Annotated in this window: 23 protein-coding genes; 4 read left to right on the top strand and 19 right to left on the bottom strand. The window is 45.2% G+C overall.

Translation table 11 applies throughout. The features are described from left to right. Positions 1 to 2: 2 nt before the first annotated feature. The 5 genes from folD to accB all read right to left on the bottom strand — a co-directional run bounded on the left by folD (position 3) and on the right by accB (position 4,140). Positions 3 to 869: a bifunctional methylenetetrahydrofolate dehydrogenase/methenyltetrahydrofolate cyclohydrolase FolD gene (folD, locus tag RKD52_RS07605; protein ID WP_454099236.1), complete on the bottom strand. Its 867-nt coding sequence runs from the start codon at positions 867 to 869 to the stop codon at positions 3 to 5. Positions 870 to 903: 34 nt separating this feature from the next. Beyond that, positions 904 to 1,296 carry a transcription antitermination factor NusB gene (nusB, locus tag RKD52_RS07600; RefSeq protein WP_454099235.1) on the bottom strand — a complete coding sequence of 131 codons (393 nt, stop codon included), beginning with the start codon at positions 1,294 to 1,296 and terminating at the stop codon, positions 904 to 906. A gap of 549 nt (positions 1,297 to 1,845) precedes the next feature. Then, a complete protein-coding gene (locus tag RKD52_RS07595; protein ID WP_454099234.1) occupies positions 1,846 to 2,253 on the bottom strand; it encodes an Asp23/Gls24 family envelope stress response protein in 408 nt (135 codons plus the stop codon). A gap of 22 nt (positions 2,254 to 2,275) precedes the next feature. Further along, complete coding sequence (gene accC / locus RKD52_RS07590) at positions 2,276 to 3,628, bottom strand: acetyl-CoA carboxylase biotin carboxylase subunit (protein ID WP_454099233.1); 1,353 nt, start codon at positions 3,626 to 3,628, stop codon at positions 2,276 to 2,278. A gap of 11 nt (positions 3,629 to 3,639) precedes the next feature. Beyond that, positions 3,640 to 4,140, bottom strand: coding sequence for an acetyl-CoA carboxylase biotin carboxyl carrier protein (gene accB, locus RKD52_RS07585; RefSeq protein WP_454099232.1), 501 nt, complete (start codon positions 4,138 to 4,140; stop codon positions 3,640 to 3,642). Between the two features lie 83 nt (positions 4,141 to 4,223). On the opposite strand from accB, the gene RKD52_RS07580 reads away from it, so the two are divergent. After that, a complete protein-coding gene (locus tag RKD52_RS07580) occupies positions 4,224 to 4,391 on the top strand; it encodes a hypothetical protein (RefSeq protein WP_454099231.1) in 168 nt (55 codons plus the stop codon). Between the two features lie 484 nt (positions 4,392 to 4,875). Here the strand turns inward: RKD52_RS07580 and RKD52_RS07575 are convergent, their stop codons facing one another. The 9 genes from RKD52_RS07575 to RKD52_RS07535 all read right to left on the bottom strand — a co-directional run bounded on the left by RKD52_RS07575 (position 4,876) and on the right by RKD52_RS07535 (position 10,362). Then, positions 4,876 to 5,451 (bottom strand): SpoIIIAH-like family protein, encoded by a 576-nt coding sequence (locus tag RKD52_RS07575; protein WP_454101163.1) that lies wholly within the window; start codon positions 5,449 to 5,451, stop codon positions 4,876 to 4,878. A gap of 17 nt (positions 5,452 to 5,468) precedes the next feature. After that, positions 5,469 to 6,122 (bottom strand): stage III sporulation protein AG, encoded by a 654-nt coding sequence (gene spoIIIAG / locus RKD52_RS07570; protein WP_454099230.1) that lies wholly within the window; start codon positions 6,120 to 6,122, stop codon positions 5,469 to 5,471. Continuing rightward, the gene (gene spoIIIAF / locus RKD52_RS07565; protein ID WP_454099229.1) at positions 6,115 to 6,744 is read right to left on the bottom strand and encodes a stage III sporulation protein AF; all 630 of its coding nucleotides are present in this window, start codon (positions 6,742 to 6,744) and stop codon (positions 6,115 to 6,117) included. The genes spoIIIAG and spoIIIAF overlap by 8 nt, the downstream gene beginning before the upstream one ends. Before the next feature lie 12 nt (positions 6,745 to 6,756). Next, the gene (gene spoIIIAE / locus RKD52_RS07560) at positions 6,757 to 7,935 is read right to left on the bottom strand and encodes a stage III sporulation protein AE (RefSeq protein ID WP_035207086.1); all 1,179 of its coding nucleotides are present in this window, start codon (positions 7,933 to 7,935) and stop codon (positions 6,757 to 6,759) included. Between the two features lie 10 nt (positions 7,936 to 7,945). Continuing rightward, the gene (spoIIIAD, locus tag RKD52_RS07555; protein ID WP_454101162.1) at positions 7,946 to 8,335 is read right to left on the bottom strand and encodes a stage III sporulation protein AD; all 390 of its coding nucleotides are present in this window, start codon (positions 8,333 to 8,335) and stop codon (positions 7,946 to 7,948) included. A 12-nt stretch (positions 8,336 to 8,347) separates the two neighbouring features. Continuing rightward, entirely contained in the window at positions 8,348 to 8,554 is a 207-nt protein-coding gene (spoIIIAC, locus tag RKD52_RS07550; RefSeq protein ID WP_029279768.1) for a stage III sporulation protein AC, read from the bottom strand. 21 nt (positions 8,555 to 8,575) lie between these two features. After that, a complete protein-coding gene (gene spoIIIAB / locus RKD52_RS07545) occupies positions 8,576 to 9,091 on the bottom strand; it encodes a stage III sporulation protein SpoIIIAB (RefSeq protein ID WP_369735829.1) in 516 nt (171 codons plus the stop codon). Then, a complete protein-coding gene (spoIIIAA, locus tag RKD52_RS07540) occupies positions 9,085 to 10,008 on the bottom strand; it encodes a stage III sporulation protein AA (RefSeq protein WP_454099228.1) in 924 nt (307 codons plus the stop codon). The genes spoIIIAB and spoIIIAA overlap by 7 nt, the downstream gene beginning before the upstream one ends. A gap of 72 nt (positions 10,009 to 10,080) precedes the next feature. Beyond that, positions 10,081 to 10,362, bottom strand: a complete 282-nt coding sequence (locus RKD52_RS07535; protein WP_035207096.1) for a YqhV family protein — start codon at positions 10,360 to 10,362, stop codon at positions 10,081 to 10,083. 188 nt (positions 10,363 to 10,550) lie between these two features. Here RKD52_RS07535 and RKD52_RS07530 point away from each other — a divergent pair, with 188 nt between their 5' ends. Further along, complete coding sequence (locus RKD52_RS07530) at positions 10,551 to 10,733, top strand: hypothetical protein (protein ID WP_369735831.1); 183 nt, start codon at positions 10,551 to 10,553, stop codon at positions 10,731 to 10,733. A 195-nt stretch (positions 10,734 to 10,928) separates the two neighbouring features. On the opposite strand, the gene efp is transcribed toward RKD52_RS07530, so the two are convergent. The 4 genes from efp to RKD52_RS07510 all read right to left on the bottom strand — a co-directional run bounded on the left by efp (position 10,929) and on the right by RKD52_RS07510 (position 13,726). Then, on the bottom strand, positions 10,929 to 11,486 hold the full coding sequence (efp, locus tag RKD52_RS07525; protein ID WP_454099227.1) for an elongation factor P: 558 nt from the start codon (positions 11,484 to 11,486) through the stop codon (positions 10,929 to 10,931). A gap of 48 nt (positions 11,487 to 11,534) precedes the next feature. Then, positions 11,535 to 12,599, bottom strand: coding sequence for a M24 family metallopeptidase (locus RKD52_RS07520; protein ID WP_454099226.1), 1,065 nt, complete (start codon positions 12,597 to 12,599; stop codon positions 11,535 to 11,537). Further along, a complete protein-coding gene (gene aroQ, locus RKD52_RS07515) occupies positions 12,586 to 13,041 on the bottom strand; it encodes a type II 3-dehydroquinate dehydratase (RefSeq protein WP_369735833.1) in 456 nt (151 codons plus the stop codon). The genes RKD52_RS07520 and aroQ overlap by 14 nt, the downstream gene beginning before the upstream one ends. Before the next feature lie 154 nt (positions 13,042 to 13,195). Beyond that, on the bottom strand, positions 13,196 to 13,726 hold the full coding sequence (locus RKD52_RS07510) for a YqhR family membrane protein (protein WP_454099225.1): 531 nt from the start codon (positions 13,724 to 13,726) through the stop codon (positions 13,196 to 13,198). Between the two features lie 250 nt (positions 13,727 to 13,976). On the opposite strand from RKD52_RS07510, the gene RKD52_RS07505 reads away from it, so the two are divergent. Both RKD52_RS07505 and RKD52_RS07500 read left to right on the top strand, forming a co-directional pair. Next, positions 13,977 to 14,924 carry a DUF1385 domain-containing protein gene (locus tag RKD52_RS07505; RefSeq protein WP_454099224.1) on the top strand — a complete coding sequence of 316 codons (948 nt, stop codon included), beginning with the start codon at positions 13,977 to 13,979 and terminating at the stop codon, positions 14,922 to 14,924. A 43-nt stretch (positions 14,925 to 14,967) separates the two neighbouring features. Next, positions 14,968 to 15,342, top strand: a complete 375-nt coding sequence (locus RKD52_RS07500; protein WP_203288043.1) for an SA1362 family protein — start codon at positions 14,968 to 14,970, stop codon at positions 15,340 to 15,342. Between the two features lie 18 nt (positions 15,343 to 15,360). Here RKD52_RS07500 and RKD52_RS07495 read toward each other — a convergent pair whose 3' ends face one another. Next, on the bottom strand, positions 15,361 to 16,233 hold the full coding sequence (locus RKD52_RS07495; protein WP_454099223.1) for a patatin-like phospholipase family protein: 873 nt from the start codon (positions 16,231 to 16,233) through the stop codon (positions 15,361 to 15,363). Positions 16,234 to 16,289 lie beyond the last annotated feature (56 nt).

Raw genomic sequence — 16,289 nt, 5'->3', positions numbered from 1 at the left:
TCTTACTTGGAAGGCTGTTTAACAGCAGATTTTTTGGCTGATTTTACAACGTTATGCGCAAGCATAGTGATTGTCATCGGACCAACGCCGCCTGGAACAGGAGTAATATGGCTGGCTTTGTTCATTGCATCCTCAAAGACAACATCTCCGCACAGCTTTCCGGTGTCCAGTCTGTTGACTCCGACATCAATGACAGCTGCGCCTTCTTTAAGATGGTCTCCTGTAATGAAGTTCGCTTTTCCAACAGCAGCAATCAGAATATCTGCCTGACGGGTCATTTCTTTTAAGTTTGGCGTTCTTGAATGGCAGTACGTTACTGTCGCATGCTCATTAAGCAGCAGGATGCCGGCAGGTTTTCCGACAATGTTGCTTCTTCCGACAACAACGACATGCTTTCCTGAAATTTCAATCCCGGCAGATTTAATCATTTCCACGATTCCTGCAGGGGTACATGGAAGAAAAGTGTCCTGTCCGACCATCATTTGTCCGACATTAAGAGGATGGAATCCGTCAACGTCCTTTTCAGGAGAAATTTTTTCAATGACTGCTTTTTCGCTGATGTGCTCAGGCAGAGGCAGCTGTACAAGTATGCCATGGCAGCTGTCGTCCTCATTGTAGGTATCAATCACATTAAGCAGTTCTTCTTCCGTCATCTTTTCTGAAAAATGTTCAAGTTTAAAAGCAACCCCGATTTCTTCGGACGCTTTCTGTTTCCCTTTAATATAGGAAAGAGATGCGGGGTTGTCACCGACAAGAATAATCGTTAATCCAGGAGTAATTCCCTGTTCTTTTAATCCTTTTACTTCCTCGGCAAGCTGTCTGCGTTTTTCCTGTGCCAATTCTTTTCCGCTGATGATTGAAGCTGTCATTGTTTTGTTCCTCCTCAGGTGGTGTTTGACAGTGTTATCTGTCGAGTGCTGATTTAATGTTTGAGAGGACTCCGTTGATAAATTTCGGCGATTGATCATCCCCGAACGTTTTGGCGAGTTCGATGGCTTCGTCAAGGGTAACGTTAAGAGGAATTTCCTCCATAAACATCATTTCAAAAACAGCTAAACGAAGAACAGAGCGGTCAACGTTTGCAAGCCGTTCAAGCTTCCAGTTTACGAGGTGAGGCTTAATTTGCTCATCAATTTCTTCTGTATGTTCCACTGTCCCAAGAACGAGTGCCGTCATGAATTCATCCATCTGTTCTCCGTCCAGGGCATGATTCATAGCTTCCTTTGGATCAATCTCGCTTACGTCTATCTGAAAGAGTGCCTGAAGTGCTTTTTCTCTTGCTAATCTTCGTTTCATTCTTACTTGCTCCTTTATGTACAAAAATGTCGAAATGTCATAGAACGATCATACCATATTTTACGGACAGAAGCACACTGCAGTTGTTGTTTTTCGGCCAAATAACGAATAAAAAACTGCCTTCTCTTTAAAACATTCGTAGTTTGTGGAATCTTCGCTCTATTCAGTCTGGAATATGGCAATTTATTAAATGGCTGCCTGAAGTAATACCCGTTCCCTTTCGCTCCAGTCACTTGCTTTCCGCGGGGAGCGCCTGGAGCCTCTTCGCTTCGCTTGCGGGGTCTCCCGTGCCCTCTTCATCCCGAAGAAAAGCGGAAGCGCCCGTTTTGCTCCGGGAGTCAGATAAGAAATCACCCGAAAAGTCCGGGTTTGACTTTTTGGGGGATTTTGTTCTGACAGAGGAGTTGGGCGCTGCAGCTAGACAAGGAGTCAAGTGCCTTCCGCTACAGTCCACTCGGTTTGTATGCATTACAATTTGATACTCCATTCGAAAATATCCTTCTTCCAAACTTTTTAAGAAAAAAAGCCAAAGGAAGAACTCCTCTGGCTTTACATTTCCTGGTCGATTTCAATTTCCTGTGATTTTGTTTCGAACTGAATTCCGACTACATGGATATTTATCTCGTTGATTTCAAGAGCGGTCATGTTGAACAGCGCCTGGCGTGTGTTGTCCTGGATACGCTGGGCGACAGTCGGAATGGAAACCCCGAACATCATGACGCAGTAGACATCAATTGTGATTCCGTCTTCAGAAAGATCAACCTTTACGCCTTTGCCGTGGTTTTTCTTGCCGAGGCGTTCTACAACGCCTGAAGCGAAGTTTCCGCGCATTTGTGCAACGCCTTCTACTTCAGATGCAGCGATTCCGGCAATCACTTCAATGACTTCCGGGGCAATTTCAACTTTGCCGAGACCATTTTCTTCATGGGTCATTTCAAGCAGCCTGTTTTCTTTCAAGAGTCAGCACCTCCGTGTATTTTTAAGATTCCATAACCTTATGGATTTCTAAGAACTTCGTATTAAAATCTCCGGAAACAAACGTTTCGTGTTCAAGCAGTTTTTGATGGAAAGGAATCGTTGTTGAGATCCCCTCGATAACAAATTCACTCAGCGCCCGTTTCATTCTCGCAATCGCTTCCTCGCGGGTTGCTCCATAAGTGATCAATTTGGCAATCATGGAGTCGTAATAAGGAGGAATAGAATAACCAGGGTATGCTGCTGAGTCTACTCTAACACCAAGGCCACCGGGCGGCAAGTACATTTCTATTTTACCAGGAGAGGGCATAAAATTCTTCTCCGGGTTCTCTGCATTGATGCGGCATTCGATTGACCAGCCGTTAAAGACAACATCTTCCTGCTTTACAGAAAGTTCTTTGCCTGAAGCAACCATGATTTGCTCCTTGATCAGGTCGATGCCTGTGACCATTTCCGTGACAGGATGCTCAACCTGAATCCGCGTGTTCATCTCCATGAAGTAAAACTTATCTTCGATGTGATCGAAAATAAATTCGACTGTGCCTGCTCCGGTATAATTGACGGCTTCAGCAGCTTTAACTGCAGCTCTTCCCATCGTCTCGCGCATTTCAGCTGAAAGGGCAGGAGACGGAGTTTCTTCAACCAGTTTTTGAAGTCTGCGCTGAATGGAGCAGTCTCTTTCTCCTAAATGGATCACATTGCCGAGAGAGTCGGCCATGACCTGAATCTCCACGTGTCTGAAATCCTCGATATACTTCTCAATATAGACACCGGGATTTCCAAATGCAGTGGCAGCTTCCTGCTGGGTGATTTGGATGCCTTTGATCAGATCCTGTTCTGTTTTTGCAACACGGATTCCTTTTCCGCCTCCGCCTGCCGTTGCTTTAATAATGACAGGGTATCCGATGTCATTGGCAAGTGAAACAGCATCGCCCGTATCCTTGATGATGCCTTGAGATCCCGGAACAATCGGAACACCGGCTTTTCTCATCGTTTCCCTGGCAACGTCCTTTGTTCCCATTTTAGAAATCGCATCTGCGCTTGGTCCGACGAAGATGATGTTGCACTCTTCGCACAGCTCTGCAAAATCAGCATTTTCCGCCAGGAATCCGTAACCCGGATGAATGGCTTCACTACCTGTAAGTTTTGCCACGCTGATGATATTTGTGAAATTCAGATAGCTGTCTTTTGAAGCTGTCGGTCCGACACAATAAGCTTCATCAGCGAGCTGAACGTGCAAAGAATCTCTGTCTGCTTCTGAAAAGACGGCAACCGTCTCAATACCCAGTTCTTTGCAGGCCCGAATGATCCGTACCGCAATTTCTCCTCTGTTTGCTATAAGCAATTTCTTAATCATAGTTTCTCTCCTTACTCTGGTCTGACAAGGAATAAAGGCTGTCCGTATTCTACTAGCTGTCCATTTTCAGCCAGGATTTCCACGATCTCGCCTTTTACTTCTGCTTCAATTTCGTTAAACAGCTTCATCGCTTCCACGATGCAGACAACCGAATCATTTGTTACCTTTGAGCCAACGCTCACATAGTTGTCTGTTTCAGGAGATGAGGCTGCATAGAATGTGCCGACCATCGGCGAAGTGATTTTATGTAGATTTTCTTCCTGGGCAGGAGCCTTCGCTTCTTCCTTTGGCACTTCTTTTACTTCCTGAAGGGCTGCAGGAGCCGCAGCCGGCTGTACTGCTGGCATTTGAGGAGCTGCTTGTACAGGAGCTGTCTGCACAGCTGCTTTCTCAAGCTCTTCCATGCGTTTCTTTAATTTAATTTTAGATCCTTCATGTTCATACGTAAATTCGTCGATTGAAGACTGGTCAACAAGCTTGATCAGTTCTCTGATTTCTTGTATTTTCAACATCTGCTGGCACCCCTATTCAAATTCTTGATGATTGTGTTTCCGCGTTTTAAGCAAGGCAAAGCTTCATTTAAGGATAATGGACTATGACAGAAAAACGCCAAAAAAGCATTACCCGTACTCTTCGGGTGATTTCTTGTCTGCCTATCGGAGCTGAACGGGTGCTTCCGCTTTTCGCATTGTCCAGCTTCAACAGCCAGCTCCTCTGTCAGAACAGAATCGTCGAAAAAGGCAAAACCGGACTTTTCCGGTGATTTCTTATCTGACTGCCGGAGATAAAACGGGTGCTTCCGCTTTTCGCATTGTCTAGCTCCAGCACCCAGCTCCTCTGTCAGAACAAAATCCCCCAAAAAGTCAAACCCGGACTTTTCGGGTGATTTCTTATCTGACTCCCGGAGCTAAACGGGTGCTTCCGCTTGTCGCATTGTCCAGCTTCAACAGCCAGCTCCTCTGTCAGAACAGAATCGTCGAAAAAGGCAAAAAGCGCCTTTCCCGCCGATTCCTTTTCTGACTCCCGGAGCTAAACGGCTGTTTACGCTTTTCTTATAGCCTAGTACTAAAACGAAGTCCTATGTCTATCTTACGACATTTGAGTCCTTAAATTCAATATGTATTCTTGCCCGCCCCCGGTGATCTTAAAATAAACTGTTCTTTTCAATTATAAGGGATAATTGAAAATTTTGAAATGACAGGCAGGTAAAAGACAAAACCCCGCGCCATGGACGCGGGGTTTTACGATTATTGATTTGAAGGTTCAAGCGTAACAGCTACATCTTCCATGCCTTTCATCTCGCCGCTGACTAGCTGGATGATTTTGTTGGCTTCTGAAGCCGAACTTTCTTTCGCTTTTACTGTTACTTTGACTTTTTCGCCTTCAATTCTAACAAGGGCATCATCGTAGCCGTTTGATTTGATGAACGTCTCAAGGATTTCCTCGTTGGCAACTGCTTCGTCAATGGCATTCATTTCATCACGGGCAGCGCTTTTTTCTGCAGCACTCGCCTCTTTGCTTGCTACAACGTCTTCAAGGCTTTCTTTCTTGGCGTTTCGGGAATCTTCAAGCTGCATGCGTATCGTTGCAAAAAGTTCATCATTTGAAACAGAAACAACCGTTCCTTCTTCTGCTTCTTCAACTGTCACTTCAGCCTCTCCATCCTTCTTTGCTTCTTTCGCAGCTTCCGCTTTTTCTGCTTTTTCAGCACCTGTCATAGCCACATCATTTTTGATTTCTTCAGGTGTCGTGATGTAGTACACTGAAAGCACAACCACCAAGCTTAACATTGTCAATAACCAAACCGTTTGTTTTTTCAGCATCATTCAAGAATCCTCCTCTATTTCCCTTTTTTCGCCGCTACTGCTACGCGGTGGCTTGGAACTCCAAGCACTCTCGTTACAGCCTCAACGATTGATTTTTTTATTTGAATGTTGTCAGCACCCTCAGCTACCACAAGCACACCCCTGATTTCCGGTTTTTTCGTCTGCAGGATGATGGGTGTCTCCTGATCTCCCTTTCGGATAATAACAACGGATTCTTCTGTTGAACCATCTTCCACTGTCCGCTTGCCGCCCTGAGGATCTGTCTCTTCAGTTGTCTGATTCTGGCTCACGCTGTTTCTCTCAAGAATTTGCTCGGAAGTCGCTTCTACGTTGACAACGACCATGGCATTGTTTATTCCGGACATGGAATCAAGCGCTTCTTTTAATTGATTCTCGTATTCTTGCTCATATTTCTCGATCGAACCTGAGCCCCCGCCTTCATCAGCTGGTTTAAACACTTCTTCGTCTTTTGCAGATGTAGAAGACAACCCGGATACTTGAGATACGTCAGGCATGGCCGTCTGACCGGACAACAGATTGCTTACGAGCATAAATCCGATGCCAAGCGCAAGCGCGATCAGGAGGTAGTGGTACTTGTTCGGTTTTTTGCCGTTTTCAGAGTTTAGCAGTGTTTTCAATTTTTCTAGCATTTGTTTGGGACTATTCATCTGTGCTGCCCTCCCCTCCTTCCATTTTCAAGGAAATCTTCTCAGGGTCGACTCCCCAGATACTGGCTAAATAAGTTTTAATCTCAGGTTCAGAAGCAATGGAATCTTCCTCTCCCCTATTAGTACCGCTGATGTCAACCGGCTGTACGGCTTCAACGGCTCCGGTTTCTTTTGCGCCGGCCTGAAGCGTTACTTCAATGCTCTGCAGACTGGTTTCTATTTTTTCAAAAGGCGCTTCTGCAGATAGACGGATGTCTTTTATCGCTAGATCATAGCTTTTCACCAGCTCCTCTTTTGCCTGCGTTTTTAATTGGACAGCCATGTTTTCTAAAATATATGCATCATTTGAGGCTTGTATTTCTTTTTTTTGTGAATCTATGGATTTTTTTATTTCTGCTTCTTTTGCAGATGAATAGCTGCCGATGCCGGCTTCCTGGACCATTGCCGGGATATCGGCGGACAAGAGCTTAAAGATCGGCGACAGGATAATCACGATTAGCAGAAGGCTGATCACCATTTTGGCGTACTTTTGCATGGCCGAGTTCGGCAAAAGCAGATCCAGTATGACAGCCAGCATGATGAAAAGAATAATGTTTGCAATCCACTCTGTCAGAAATGACATGCTGACTCCCTCCTAACGAACCATCATGGTTATATTGCCAGCCGCAATAATGACTGTAAGACTGAGGAAAAACATCAGTGACACGATGGCAAGCGCCGCAAAAATATAGATGACACTTTTGCTGATGATATCCAGGCATTTGATGATCGGACCGCCGCCAAGGGGCTGAAGCAGTGCAGCTGTAAATTTATAAATAAAGGCCAGAGTCAGCACTTTTATCGCCGGGAAAGCGGCGATAAACAGCAGAATCGCCACACCGAGAATGCCCACTGTGTTCTTCAGAAGAACAGAAGCGCTGATGACCGTATCGGTTGCATCGGTAAACATCCGCCCGAGGACAGGTATAAAGTTTCCTGTGACAAACTTGGCCGTGCGGATGGCCATCCCGTCAGAAACGGCAGCTGATGCCCCCTGAACGGAAATCACTCCGAGAAATACCGTCAAGAACGTACCAAGCAGCCCGATCCCTATGTTTCTTAAAAGCTGGGCTAGCTGGGTGACTTTATACTGATCTGTGAGCGTGCTGACAATGCTCAGCAAGGCGGAGAGAAACAATAGCGGCAGAACAATTTTCTCAATCAGCACTCCGCTTGTATTCATGAGGAAAAGGATGACCGGGTGAAAAAAGGCGGCTGATATCAGCCCTCCGGAAGCCGCCATCAAAGCAAGAAGAAGCGGAATGAGTGCGAGTATGAAGCTTGACATCGTCCGGATCGCTTCAACAGTATATTCAATGGCAATATGAAAGCTGTTCAGAGCGATGATCATTAAAACCATGTAAACGAGAGCATAAGCGACTTTGCTGACTGTGCTCTGACTGAACGCGTCCTGAAGGAGCTGCAGCAGCATGCTGAAGATCGTAAGCATAATCAATGTCCCGAGCAGTTTTCCGTTTGCAATGATTTCATGGAAAATGTAGCTAAGGAAAGCTTTTGACCATTCTTTAAAGGATAATTCTTTCTCACCGTTTAAAAATTGAAGCAGACTTCCTTTTTGGCTTTCAGGAAGATACCCTCCGTATTCTGTCATAATGTCGTCCCAGAACGTTTTAATTTCCTGGATCCCAAGCTTGTCTATCTGCTGATCAACCAATTCCTGCTGCGGCGGAGGGGGAGAAGCTTGTACAAGTGCCGGAAATGAAAAAAAGAAAAGAAAAAAGACAGCTGCGATTCCCTTTTTAATAACTCTCACCCCTTATCCATCACGCCGGTATCAGGCCGATGATGGTTTCAATTATGACAGTCAGGATCGGAACGGCCATCGCAAGAATAATGATTTTTCCGCCAAGCTCAATTTTCGAAGCAATGGCTCCCTGACCTGCATCCTTTGTAATCTGTGCGCCAAATTCGGCAATATAGGCAATTCCGATAATTTTCAGGATCGTCTCCACATACATCATGTTGATGTTTGCATTGAGCGCAATTTTTTCAATCATGGTGATGATCTGAGCAACGCCGTCAACTAAAAACAGAAATATGACGCAGCCGACAAAAACCACGAGCATGAATGCATATGTGGGCTTTTGTTCTTTTACAATCAGCGCGAGAAAGGTAGCAACTAAACCAAGTCCGACAATCTGGATAATTTCAATGGCTGAGCCCCCCTATCCCTGAAAAAGGAAGACTGATTTAATTTTCTGAAACAAATCTTCCACAATGGAAGCCACCATAAACAGAATATAAATAAAGCCCAGGAGCGTGACCCATTGCGCATACTCTTTTTTGCCCATCTGATCAAGGATTGTGTGAAGAAAAGCGACGACAATTCCGATGCCCGCTATTTGAAAAATGATATTTACATCTACTCCCATTGCATGTAATCCTCCTGACTGCTACATCAATAAAATAACCAGCAATAAACCAGATAAGAATCCGAGGCTTTTCAGCATCTTTTCATAGCGGCTCTGTCTGTCGAGTGCATCTGCTTCCTCTCTTTCAAGATGGGCAAGTGCGAGGCGAATATGTTTCTGCTGCGAGATCAGATCATGCTGGCCGAGTGTTTCGCCAAACTGCTTCATAATCTCGTACTCTCCCTGTTTAAAGGCAGTCATCCTCCACACTTCCTGCATGCTGTTTTCCCAGGCTGCCCTGACGCTTGTATGCCCTGCAGACAGACGCTTTGAAAATACCTCAAAAAACCAGGAAAGCGGCTTTGGCATTTGCTTTGAAAGGGTGGCGGCTGCTTCTTTTAATGGGGTATGTGCATACATAATTTCAGCTTCGAGCGCCTGCAGAGCAACCTTCAGCTGTCTCAGCTGGCGAGGGCGTTCACTGATGTGTTTTGCCGTTTCAAAGCCGGCCCATGTTGTAGCAAGCAGGATAAATACAGCTCCAAGCAGCTTCAGCATAGCGGGACACCTTCTTCCGTTCTGACAATCCGCCCTTGTGCATCAATGACTCTCTGAACCGTTCCGGGGCCGCTCACTCTTGACAGCTCTATGAATCTCTTAAAAACATGATGGTTTAATAGAGGAGCAATAGTCGGCCGCATTTTAATATCCTCAAGAGAGCATCCGTGAACGGATATAAACAGTCCGACACCCGCATGAACAGCCTCAAGAATCGCTTCTGTATCTTCCATTCTCCCCGCCTCATCCACGACGAGAACATCGGGACTCATAGAGCGGATCATCATCATCATGCCTTCTGCTTTCGGACATGCATCAAGCACGTCCACTCTTTCGCCGAACTCGTGCTGGGGGATGCCGTTTATGCATCCTGCAATCTCTGAGCGCTCATCTACAATCCCTACTTTTCTTGATGGAATCTGTCCATGACCTGTACTCATGATTCGTGCAAAGTCGCGGAGCATCGTCGTTTTACCAGTCTGAGGCGGGCCGATAATCATGGTATTCAGCCACTCTCCGCTGTAGCAGCAAGGGATGAACCGGTCAGCAATCCCGCGTTTTTGACGCGCCACACGAATGTTGAAAGACGTGACATTCCGGATGGCTTTTACACGTCCGTTCTCTGTAATGACCCGCCCCGAAAGCCCTACACGATGGCCGCCCTGAATGGTGATAAAGCCGCGTTTAAGCTCTTCTTCAAGTGCGTAGATGCTGTACTGGCTCAATTCGCTCAGAAGAGAAATTCCGTCCTGATGTGTAGCGATGTATGACAGGAAAACAGGTTTTCCCGCCGCTGTCACTTCAACCCGCTTTGAAATTCTGATGCGAATCTCTTCCATTTGCTGCAGCACATGCTGCGGAAGGTCCAGTATATGCTGACTGATCGGCTCAGGAAGCATAGCTGTAATCTCATTCACATGGCTTCCTCCTTGCATAGTCTCTTAATACTCCTATGTGTATGCAGGCTTGGACACATTATGACTGTGACCTCATTTATAAACGCCAATTAAGATAAAGGCTACGCCGATTGAGATGAAAATCAGTTTTGCATAAGACAGCTGTTCTGCAATTTGGAAAATGCCGATCGTCATTGTCAAAATAAAAATGACCGGCCCGACAATAGCCAGCATGGAGTTGATCAGTACAGCCTTCCGCACATCATTAAAGACAAGCATCAAAACAGCAGCCGTCATTTCAATGCTTGCAGACAGCAGCCTCAAAAGGGCCATGGATCTGACAGCAGGATCCAGACCGGCAAGAAAATGCTTCATCTTCTTCCTCCCCTATTCTTCTAATCACAAAGCTGCGGATTTTCGCTTGTCCATTCCCAAAAGAACGAAACCGGAGCCCGCAAACGGAGTTATAGTCCAGTCTATGAGAGAAAAAGGCCGTTTAGACAAAAAGAATTCTTGACAGAATTTTCAGACTTTATAATAATAGGTACAAAGGGGGATGTGTCATGGGATTTGGAATAGAAGCTTATGAGGTCTATCACTATTTGCAGTGGGCCATCGGGATTGCCGTATACATACTATTGCCGGCCGCACTTCTTTTCAAAGCGGGGAAAAAAAGAGAGCAGGAGCCGCGTACTTTCCAGGCGCAGACAATGATTGAGGAAGGAACAAAAGCGCAGGCGCCTTGAACAGATCCGATAGGCAGATAAGAATGCGACAGAAAAGTCCAGGCTAGACTTTTAAGGCGGATTTGTTCTGACAGAGGATCTAGTCGCTGAAGCTGCAAGAAGAAAACTTTATAAAAATATACACACCCGAGAATTTTTGATGAATGAATAAACAAAAAAAACTCCATCTGATGAGATGGAGTTTTTTTATGCTGGTTACGCGCGTGACACGTATGAGCTGTCTGTTGTGTTGATAATCAGAACGTCTCCTTCGTTAACGAAGAACGGGACGTTGACGATCAGTCCTGTCTGCACTTTAGCAGGCTTTGTTCCGCCGGAAGCTGTATCACCTTTAATGCCAGGCTCTGTTTCGATAACTTCAAGTTCCACTGTGTTAGGAAGCTCAACACCAAGCGTTTCGCTGCCGAACATCATGATGGATACTTCCATGTTTTCCTTAAGGAATTTAAGTTCATACTCGATTGAAGCTTCAGGCAGTTCCACTTGATCATAAGACTCATTGTCCATGAACACATGCTGGTCGCCATTTGCATAAAGATACTGCATTTTGCGGTTTTCAATTTGAGCTTTTGCTACTTTTTCACCAGCACGGAACGTTTTTTCCTGAACAGCTCCAGTACGGAGGTTGCGCAGTTTAGAGCGTACGAATGCAGCGCCCTTTCCCGGTTTTACATGCTGGAAATCCATAACGAGCCAAATGCCGTTATCTACCTCGATTGTTAAGCCCGTACGAAAATCATTAACTGAAATCATATTTGTTCCTCCTATGTAAATAACACTTTTTAGCCTTCCGGAAGCTTTTTATAAGATAATAAGCTCTTTAGGGGAGTGTGTCAGAGATTCATTGCCGTCTTCCTTAACCACTGTATCGTCCTCGATCCTGACTCCGCCAAGCTTAGGAACATAAATTCCCGGCTCTACTGTAACAATCATGCCCGGCTCAAGAACCGTTTCTGATTTTGCGGATAATGACGGACTTTCGTGAACTTCCATTCCAAGGCCGTGTCCGGTTGAATGGCCAAAATACTCGCCATAGCCGTTCTCTGAAATATAATCCCTTGTCAAAGCATCAGCTTCTTTTCCGGTCATACCTGCTTTAATACCATTCATGCCGCGCAGCTGGGCTTCAAGAACAATGGAATAGATTTTCTTCAGCTCATCACTTGGATTGCCGACTGCAATCGTGCGTGTAATATCTGAACAATATCCTTTGTAGTATGCTCCAAAGTCGAAGGTTACAAAATCGCCCTTTTCAATTTCTTTTTCACTTGCCACACCGTGCGGAAGAGCTGACCTGTGGCCGGATGCGACTATGATATCAAATGATGAAGAAACAGCGCCCTGCTTTCTCATAAAGAATTCAAGTTCGTTTGAAACCTCAATTTCCTTCATGCCGGGCTGTACTACTGTAAGAATATGCTTAAATGCAGCATCGGCGATCTCCGCAGCTTCCTTTAATATCTTAATCTCTGCTGCAGACTTAATCAAGCGTAACTTTTCCACCGCCTCAGACACCGGAACAAACTCAATTCCCTTCAGTTTGGAAGCATAAGCGGAATACGTTGCAAAGGATAAATGATCCTGTTCAAAGCCAAGACGCTTGATTGAAAGCTTTTCTGCCTGTGCAGCCACTTCGTCAAGAATCGGCCCCTTGTGCTGAACAATGTCATAGCCTTCAACCTGCTTGGCTGCCTGCTCTGTATACCTGAAGTCCGTGATAAATACGGCTCCTGACAGAGAAATGAGCGCGACACCCGATGAGCCTGTAAAACCGGTCATGTACCGTCTGTTATAGTCGCTTGCAATAAGAAGTCCGTCAACATCAAGCTCCTTAAGCCTTTTTCTTAATTTCTCAATCTTCAGCATGCTGTTTCTCCCCTATCTTTGTATGTATTGCCTGCAGGGCAAATTGGTACCCCTGAAATCCGAGTCCGACCACCTGTCCGGCAGTGACCGGCGCAGTGACAGACTGATGCCTGAACGGCTCCCGGCTGTGAACATTGGAGATATGCACTTCAATCACAGGAAGAGGAACGCTTGCAATGGCATCTCTCAATGCATAGCTGTAGTGGGTAAACGCCCCCGGATTCAGCACAATGCCATCGTAGTGGCCATCTGATCCATGAATGGCATCAATCAGGTCCCCTTCATGATTGGACTGAAAGCAAGTGACCTGAAACCCCTGCTTTTCAGCAAAAACCATCAGCTCACGCTCAAGATCTGTCAGCGTTTTGCTTCCATAAATATCAGGTTCACGCAACCCAAGGCGATTTAGATTTGGGCCGTTAATTACCATATAGTGTCTCATCTTTCGACCTCCAAGCACTATGAGGACTCTTCTTCATGTGACAGATGTTTTCGTCAAAAACGCTCTCAAAAGCCGCATGAATAAAAAGCCGACAAAAAATAGAATGTTCATTTTAGAACATTCTACCATACTTCATTGTGCGTTACCTCCATTGTTACGTGGAAGCGCTGCCCTTTTTTTTCGATTGAAGCTCATTTTGTTCAAAGGAAATGGAATACCCGATAAAGACCCCATATAAAATGTATAAACATATCATCGTAACCGTTGTCAGGCGCTCGAGTTCAAAGACTGTTTTGACGTTTGGAAAGATCGGATTCAAGAGGAAAAAGACAAGCGCCCATAAAGCCGCTCCATATATCATGCCGACGAAAATAGACGAAAACCTTTTTAAAACTAAGTAATAGACGAGTGCCGTTCCTACAGAAAGGAATCCGATGACCAATACTCCCGCAAAATTTCCGATCGTGCCGTTTTTCCAGTCACCAAGCAGAAACGGCTGCAGCAGCATGTTCGGACTGATTTCTGTCATGTTCAGCACATAAGCCAAATAGCCGATTAAACTCCAGAAAATACCTCCTGCAAATCCGGTAATCATAGCTCTTGCGATAAACGGGAGACCCTCGCCCTGCTTTTCATCCTGTTCATCTTTCATTCCAGCAGAATTAGACTGAAAATCATCTGTCATATGTACACCTCCTTCTCCTAGTATGTACAGTCATCCCGAAAATTGATGCAGAAAATGTCTAACTGGCCGGTAAAAGGATATACTACATACGTACTTTCACATCGAACCTTTCCGGCCTGCATAAAATGAAGAATAAAATACAACTGCCTAGAGGTTTATCCTGTTTTTATGTAGAATATAAACATAACATTCTCTTCCGTTTTGTTTAAAATCCGCTCAAAAAGAGAATAGATAGGTAGGTTGGTGAAAAATGTCAAAGCAGAACAAGCCCGCATATGGCGGGCAAGCAGTAGTAGAGGGCGTCATGTTTGGCGGCAAGCATCACTACGTTACAGCCATCAGACGGAAAAACAAGGAAATTGATTATTTCCGGCTGCCGAGAAAATCAAACAGCACACTGACAGCCCTTAAAAAAATACCATTTATCCGCGGGATCGCAGCAATCATAGAAGCAAGCGCAAATGGTACGAAACATCTCAACTTTTCAACAGACAGGTACGACCTTGATCCAGAAGATGACGAGCAGCTGAACGAGCCGAAAAAAGAATCAAAGCTGACGATGATACTCGGTGTTGCAGCAATTGGGGTTCTGTCCTTTTTATTCGGAAAATTCATCTTTACACTCGTCCCGCTTTTTCTTGCAGAGCTTACAAGACCTGTTTTTTCATCGGATTTGTCACAGATCCTGATTGAAGGTCTTTTCAAACTTATTCTCCTGCTTGCCTATATTTACGCGATATCCTTTACTCCGCTGATCAAGCGTGTATTCCAGTATCACGGGGCAGAGCATAAAGTCATTAACTGTTATGAAAACGGTATGCCGCTCACAGTTGAGAACGTTCAGAGCAACAGCCGCCTTCATTACAGATGCGGAAGCAGCTTCCTTCTTTTCACCGTGATTGTCGGAGTTTTTGTCTACATGCTCGTTCCGACTGAACCGCTTTATGTGCGCGTTCTGAACAGACTTGCCCTAATTCCCGTTGTGATCGGCATTTCATTTGAAGTGCTGCAGTTTACAAACAAGCTGAGAGACGTGCCTGTCCTGAAATGGCTTGGGTACCCGGGCTTATGCCTTCAGCTTTTAACCACAAAAGAGCCTGACAACGAACAGACCGAAGTCGCAATTGCAAGCTTCAATGAAATGCTCCGCCTGGAAAAAGAAACAGAAGAAGGTATAAAAACAGAACAAATTGTATAAGCTAAAACTTCATTAACTCATTTTCATCTTGGGAGGTGGACTCATGAAAAATCGAATGAATCCATTTGTGATGATTGTGTTAGCTCTGGGAGGAATCGGGTTTTTAGTGACTCTCATCAGCAGGCCTGGCTTCCTCTTCAGAGAAATGCTCGTGTTTGCTGCTGTTCTAGCCATCATCTATTTTGTTGTCCGTTACTTTACAAAACAAAGAATGGGAAAAGACTCTTCCTCTTATTCCAAAGCTGCTAAACAGTCCAAAAGGCGTTTCAGCGACCGCAATCAGAGCAGCTCCCATTTGAAAAGTGTGTCGGCTCCAAAAAAGAGCAGCAAAACAAGCGCTCTTAAAAAGAAGCAGGCTTCACACCTGACCGTGATTGAAGGCAGAAAAGGCAAAAAGAAAAGCAGGGCTTTTTTCTGACCTGCTTTTCTTTTCGCCTTAATAAGTCCACCGTTTGAGAAACTGTTCCGTCCGGCTTCTTCCTAGCTCAATCAGAGCTAGTTTTTTTTGTTCTGAGAGATCAAATTCTGTCGTGAGAATGCTTTCTACCGGAAGAAAAATGATGTTTCTCTCATGCCTGCTTGATATATGCCTGGCATCATGGGCATCTTTCATCGTTTCAAACAGCGCTCCGTACATTTCAATCGCATTTTTAATCTGATTCCTCGGCCTTTCTTCATCTCTCGGACTGAGCTTGATTCCAATTACAGGCCTCGCCTTTTCCTTGAAAAGCCAGATTGGAAAGTTACTTAAAACTCCCCCGTCTACCACTATGTTCGTCCCTTCAGCACTCGTCAGCTTAACAGGCTCAAAGAAATACGGAAGACTGCAGCTCATCAGCACAGCGCGGGCAACTGAAAACCGCTCGGGAACAAGTCCGTACCTGGGGAGATCATCAGGCAGCACAATAATCCTGCCGTTTGTAAGATCAGAGGCTACAATTTTTAAAGATCCGGGCCTCAAATCACCAAAGGTGGAAACTCCCCTTTCCTTCAGCCTGGCTGCGATCCATTCCTCAAGCTTCCCGCCTTTGTACAGACCGAGGCGCCAATAGAGGTTAAGCCATTTCATCAATTTAAATGGAAGAATGGAAGGGTTTTTCTCAAGAAACTTTCCAAGCTCCATATCGTCCATCATTCGGATAATTTCATCACTTTTGTATCCTGCTGCGATAAAGGATGCCACAATCGAACCCGCGCTGGTGCCTGCCACTCTTACAAACTGCAGCCCTCGCTGTTCAATTGCCTGATAGGCTCCAATCAGCGCAAACCCTTTTATGCCGCCGCCAGAGAAGACACCATCAATGTACACAGAAGCTCCTCCCCTCTTCTCCTATCCTATCCTATCCTATCCTTATAGTGTAAGAT

The sequence above is a fragment of the Metabacillus sp. SLBN-84 genome (assembly GCF_053629595.1).
This window is presented reverse-complemented; position numbering and strand designations above follow the sequence as displayed.

What these genes read in the sequence shown, in the direction of transcription:
- efp (WP_454099227.1), bottom strand. Translation starts at nt 11,486, where the DNA reads ATGATTTCAGTTAATGATTTTCGTACGGGCTTAACAATCGAGGTAGAT.
- accC (WP_454099233.1), bottom strand. Translation starts at nt 3,628, where the DNA reads ATGATTAAGAAATTGCTTATAGCAAACAGAGGAGAAATTGCGGTACGG.
- spoIIIAG (WP_454099230.1), bottom strand. Translation starts at nt 6,122, where the DNA reads ATGAATAGTCCCAAACAAATGCTAGAAAAATTGAAAACACTGCTAAAC.
- RKD52_RS07575 (WP_454101163.1), bottom strand. Translation starts at nt 5,451, where the DNA reads ATGCTGAAAAAACAAACGGTTTGGTTATTGACAATGTTAAGCTTGGTG.
- nusB (WP_454099235.1), bottom strand. Translation starts at nt 1,296, where the DNA reads ATGAAACGAAGATTAGCAAGAGAAAAAGCACTTCAGGCACTCTTTCAG.
- RKD52_RS07535 (WP_035207096.1), bottom strand. Translation starts at nt 10,362, where the DNA reads ATGAAGCATTTTCTTGCCGGTCTGGATCCTGCTGTCAGATCCATGGCC.
- spoIIIAC (WP_029279768.1), bottom strand. Translation starts at nt 8,554, where the DNA reads ATGGGAGTAGATGTAAATATCATTTTTCAAATAGCGGGCATCGGAATT.
- aroQ (WP_369735833.1), bottom strand. Translation starts at nt 13,041, where the DNA reads ATGAGACACTATATGGTAATTAACGGCCCAAATCTAAATCGCCTTGGG.
- accB (WP_454099232.1), bottom strand. Translation starts at nt 4,140, where the DNA reads ATGTTGAAAATACAAGAAATCAGAGAACTGATCAAGCTTGTTGACCAG.
- spoIIIAF (WP_454099229.1), bottom strand. Translation starts at nt 6,744, where the DNA reads ATGTCATTTCTGACAGAGTGGATTGCAAACATTATTCTTTTCATCATG.
- RKD52_RS07520 (WP_454099226.1), bottom strand. Translation starts at nt 12,599, where the DNA reads ATGCTGAAGATTGAGAAATTAAGAAAAAGGCTTAAGGAGCTTGATGTT.
- folD (WP_454099236.1), bottom strand. Translation starts at nt 869, where the DNA reads ATGACAGCTTCAATCATCAGCGGAAAAGAATTGGCACAGGAAAAACGC.
- RKD52_RS07530 (WP_369735831.1), top strand. Translation starts at nt 10,551, where the DNA reads ATGGGATTTGGAATAGAAGCTTATGAGGTCTATCACTATTTGCAGTGG.
- RKD52_RS07580 (WP_454099231.1), top strand. Translation starts at nt 4,224, where the DNA reads ATGACAGAAAAACGCCAAAAAAGCATTACCCGTACTCTTCGGGTGATT.
- RKD52_RS07505 (WP_454099224.1), top strand. Translation starts at nt 13,977, where the DNA reads ATGTCAAAGCAGAACAAGCCCGCATATGGCGGGCAAGCAGTAGTAGAG.
- spoIIIAB (WP_369735829.1), bottom strand. Translation starts at nt 9,091, where the DNA reads ATGCTGAAGCTGCTTGGAGCTGTATTTATCCTGCTTGCTACAACATGG.
- RKD52_RS07510 (WP_454099225.1), bottom strand. Translation starts at nt 13,726, where the DNA reads ATGACAGATGATTTTCAGTCTAATTCTGCTGGAATGAAAGATGAACAG.
- RKD52_RS07500 (WP_203288043.1), top strand. Translation starts at nt 14,968, where the DNA reads ATGAAAAATCGAATGAATCCATTTGTGATGATTGTGTTAGCTCTGGGA.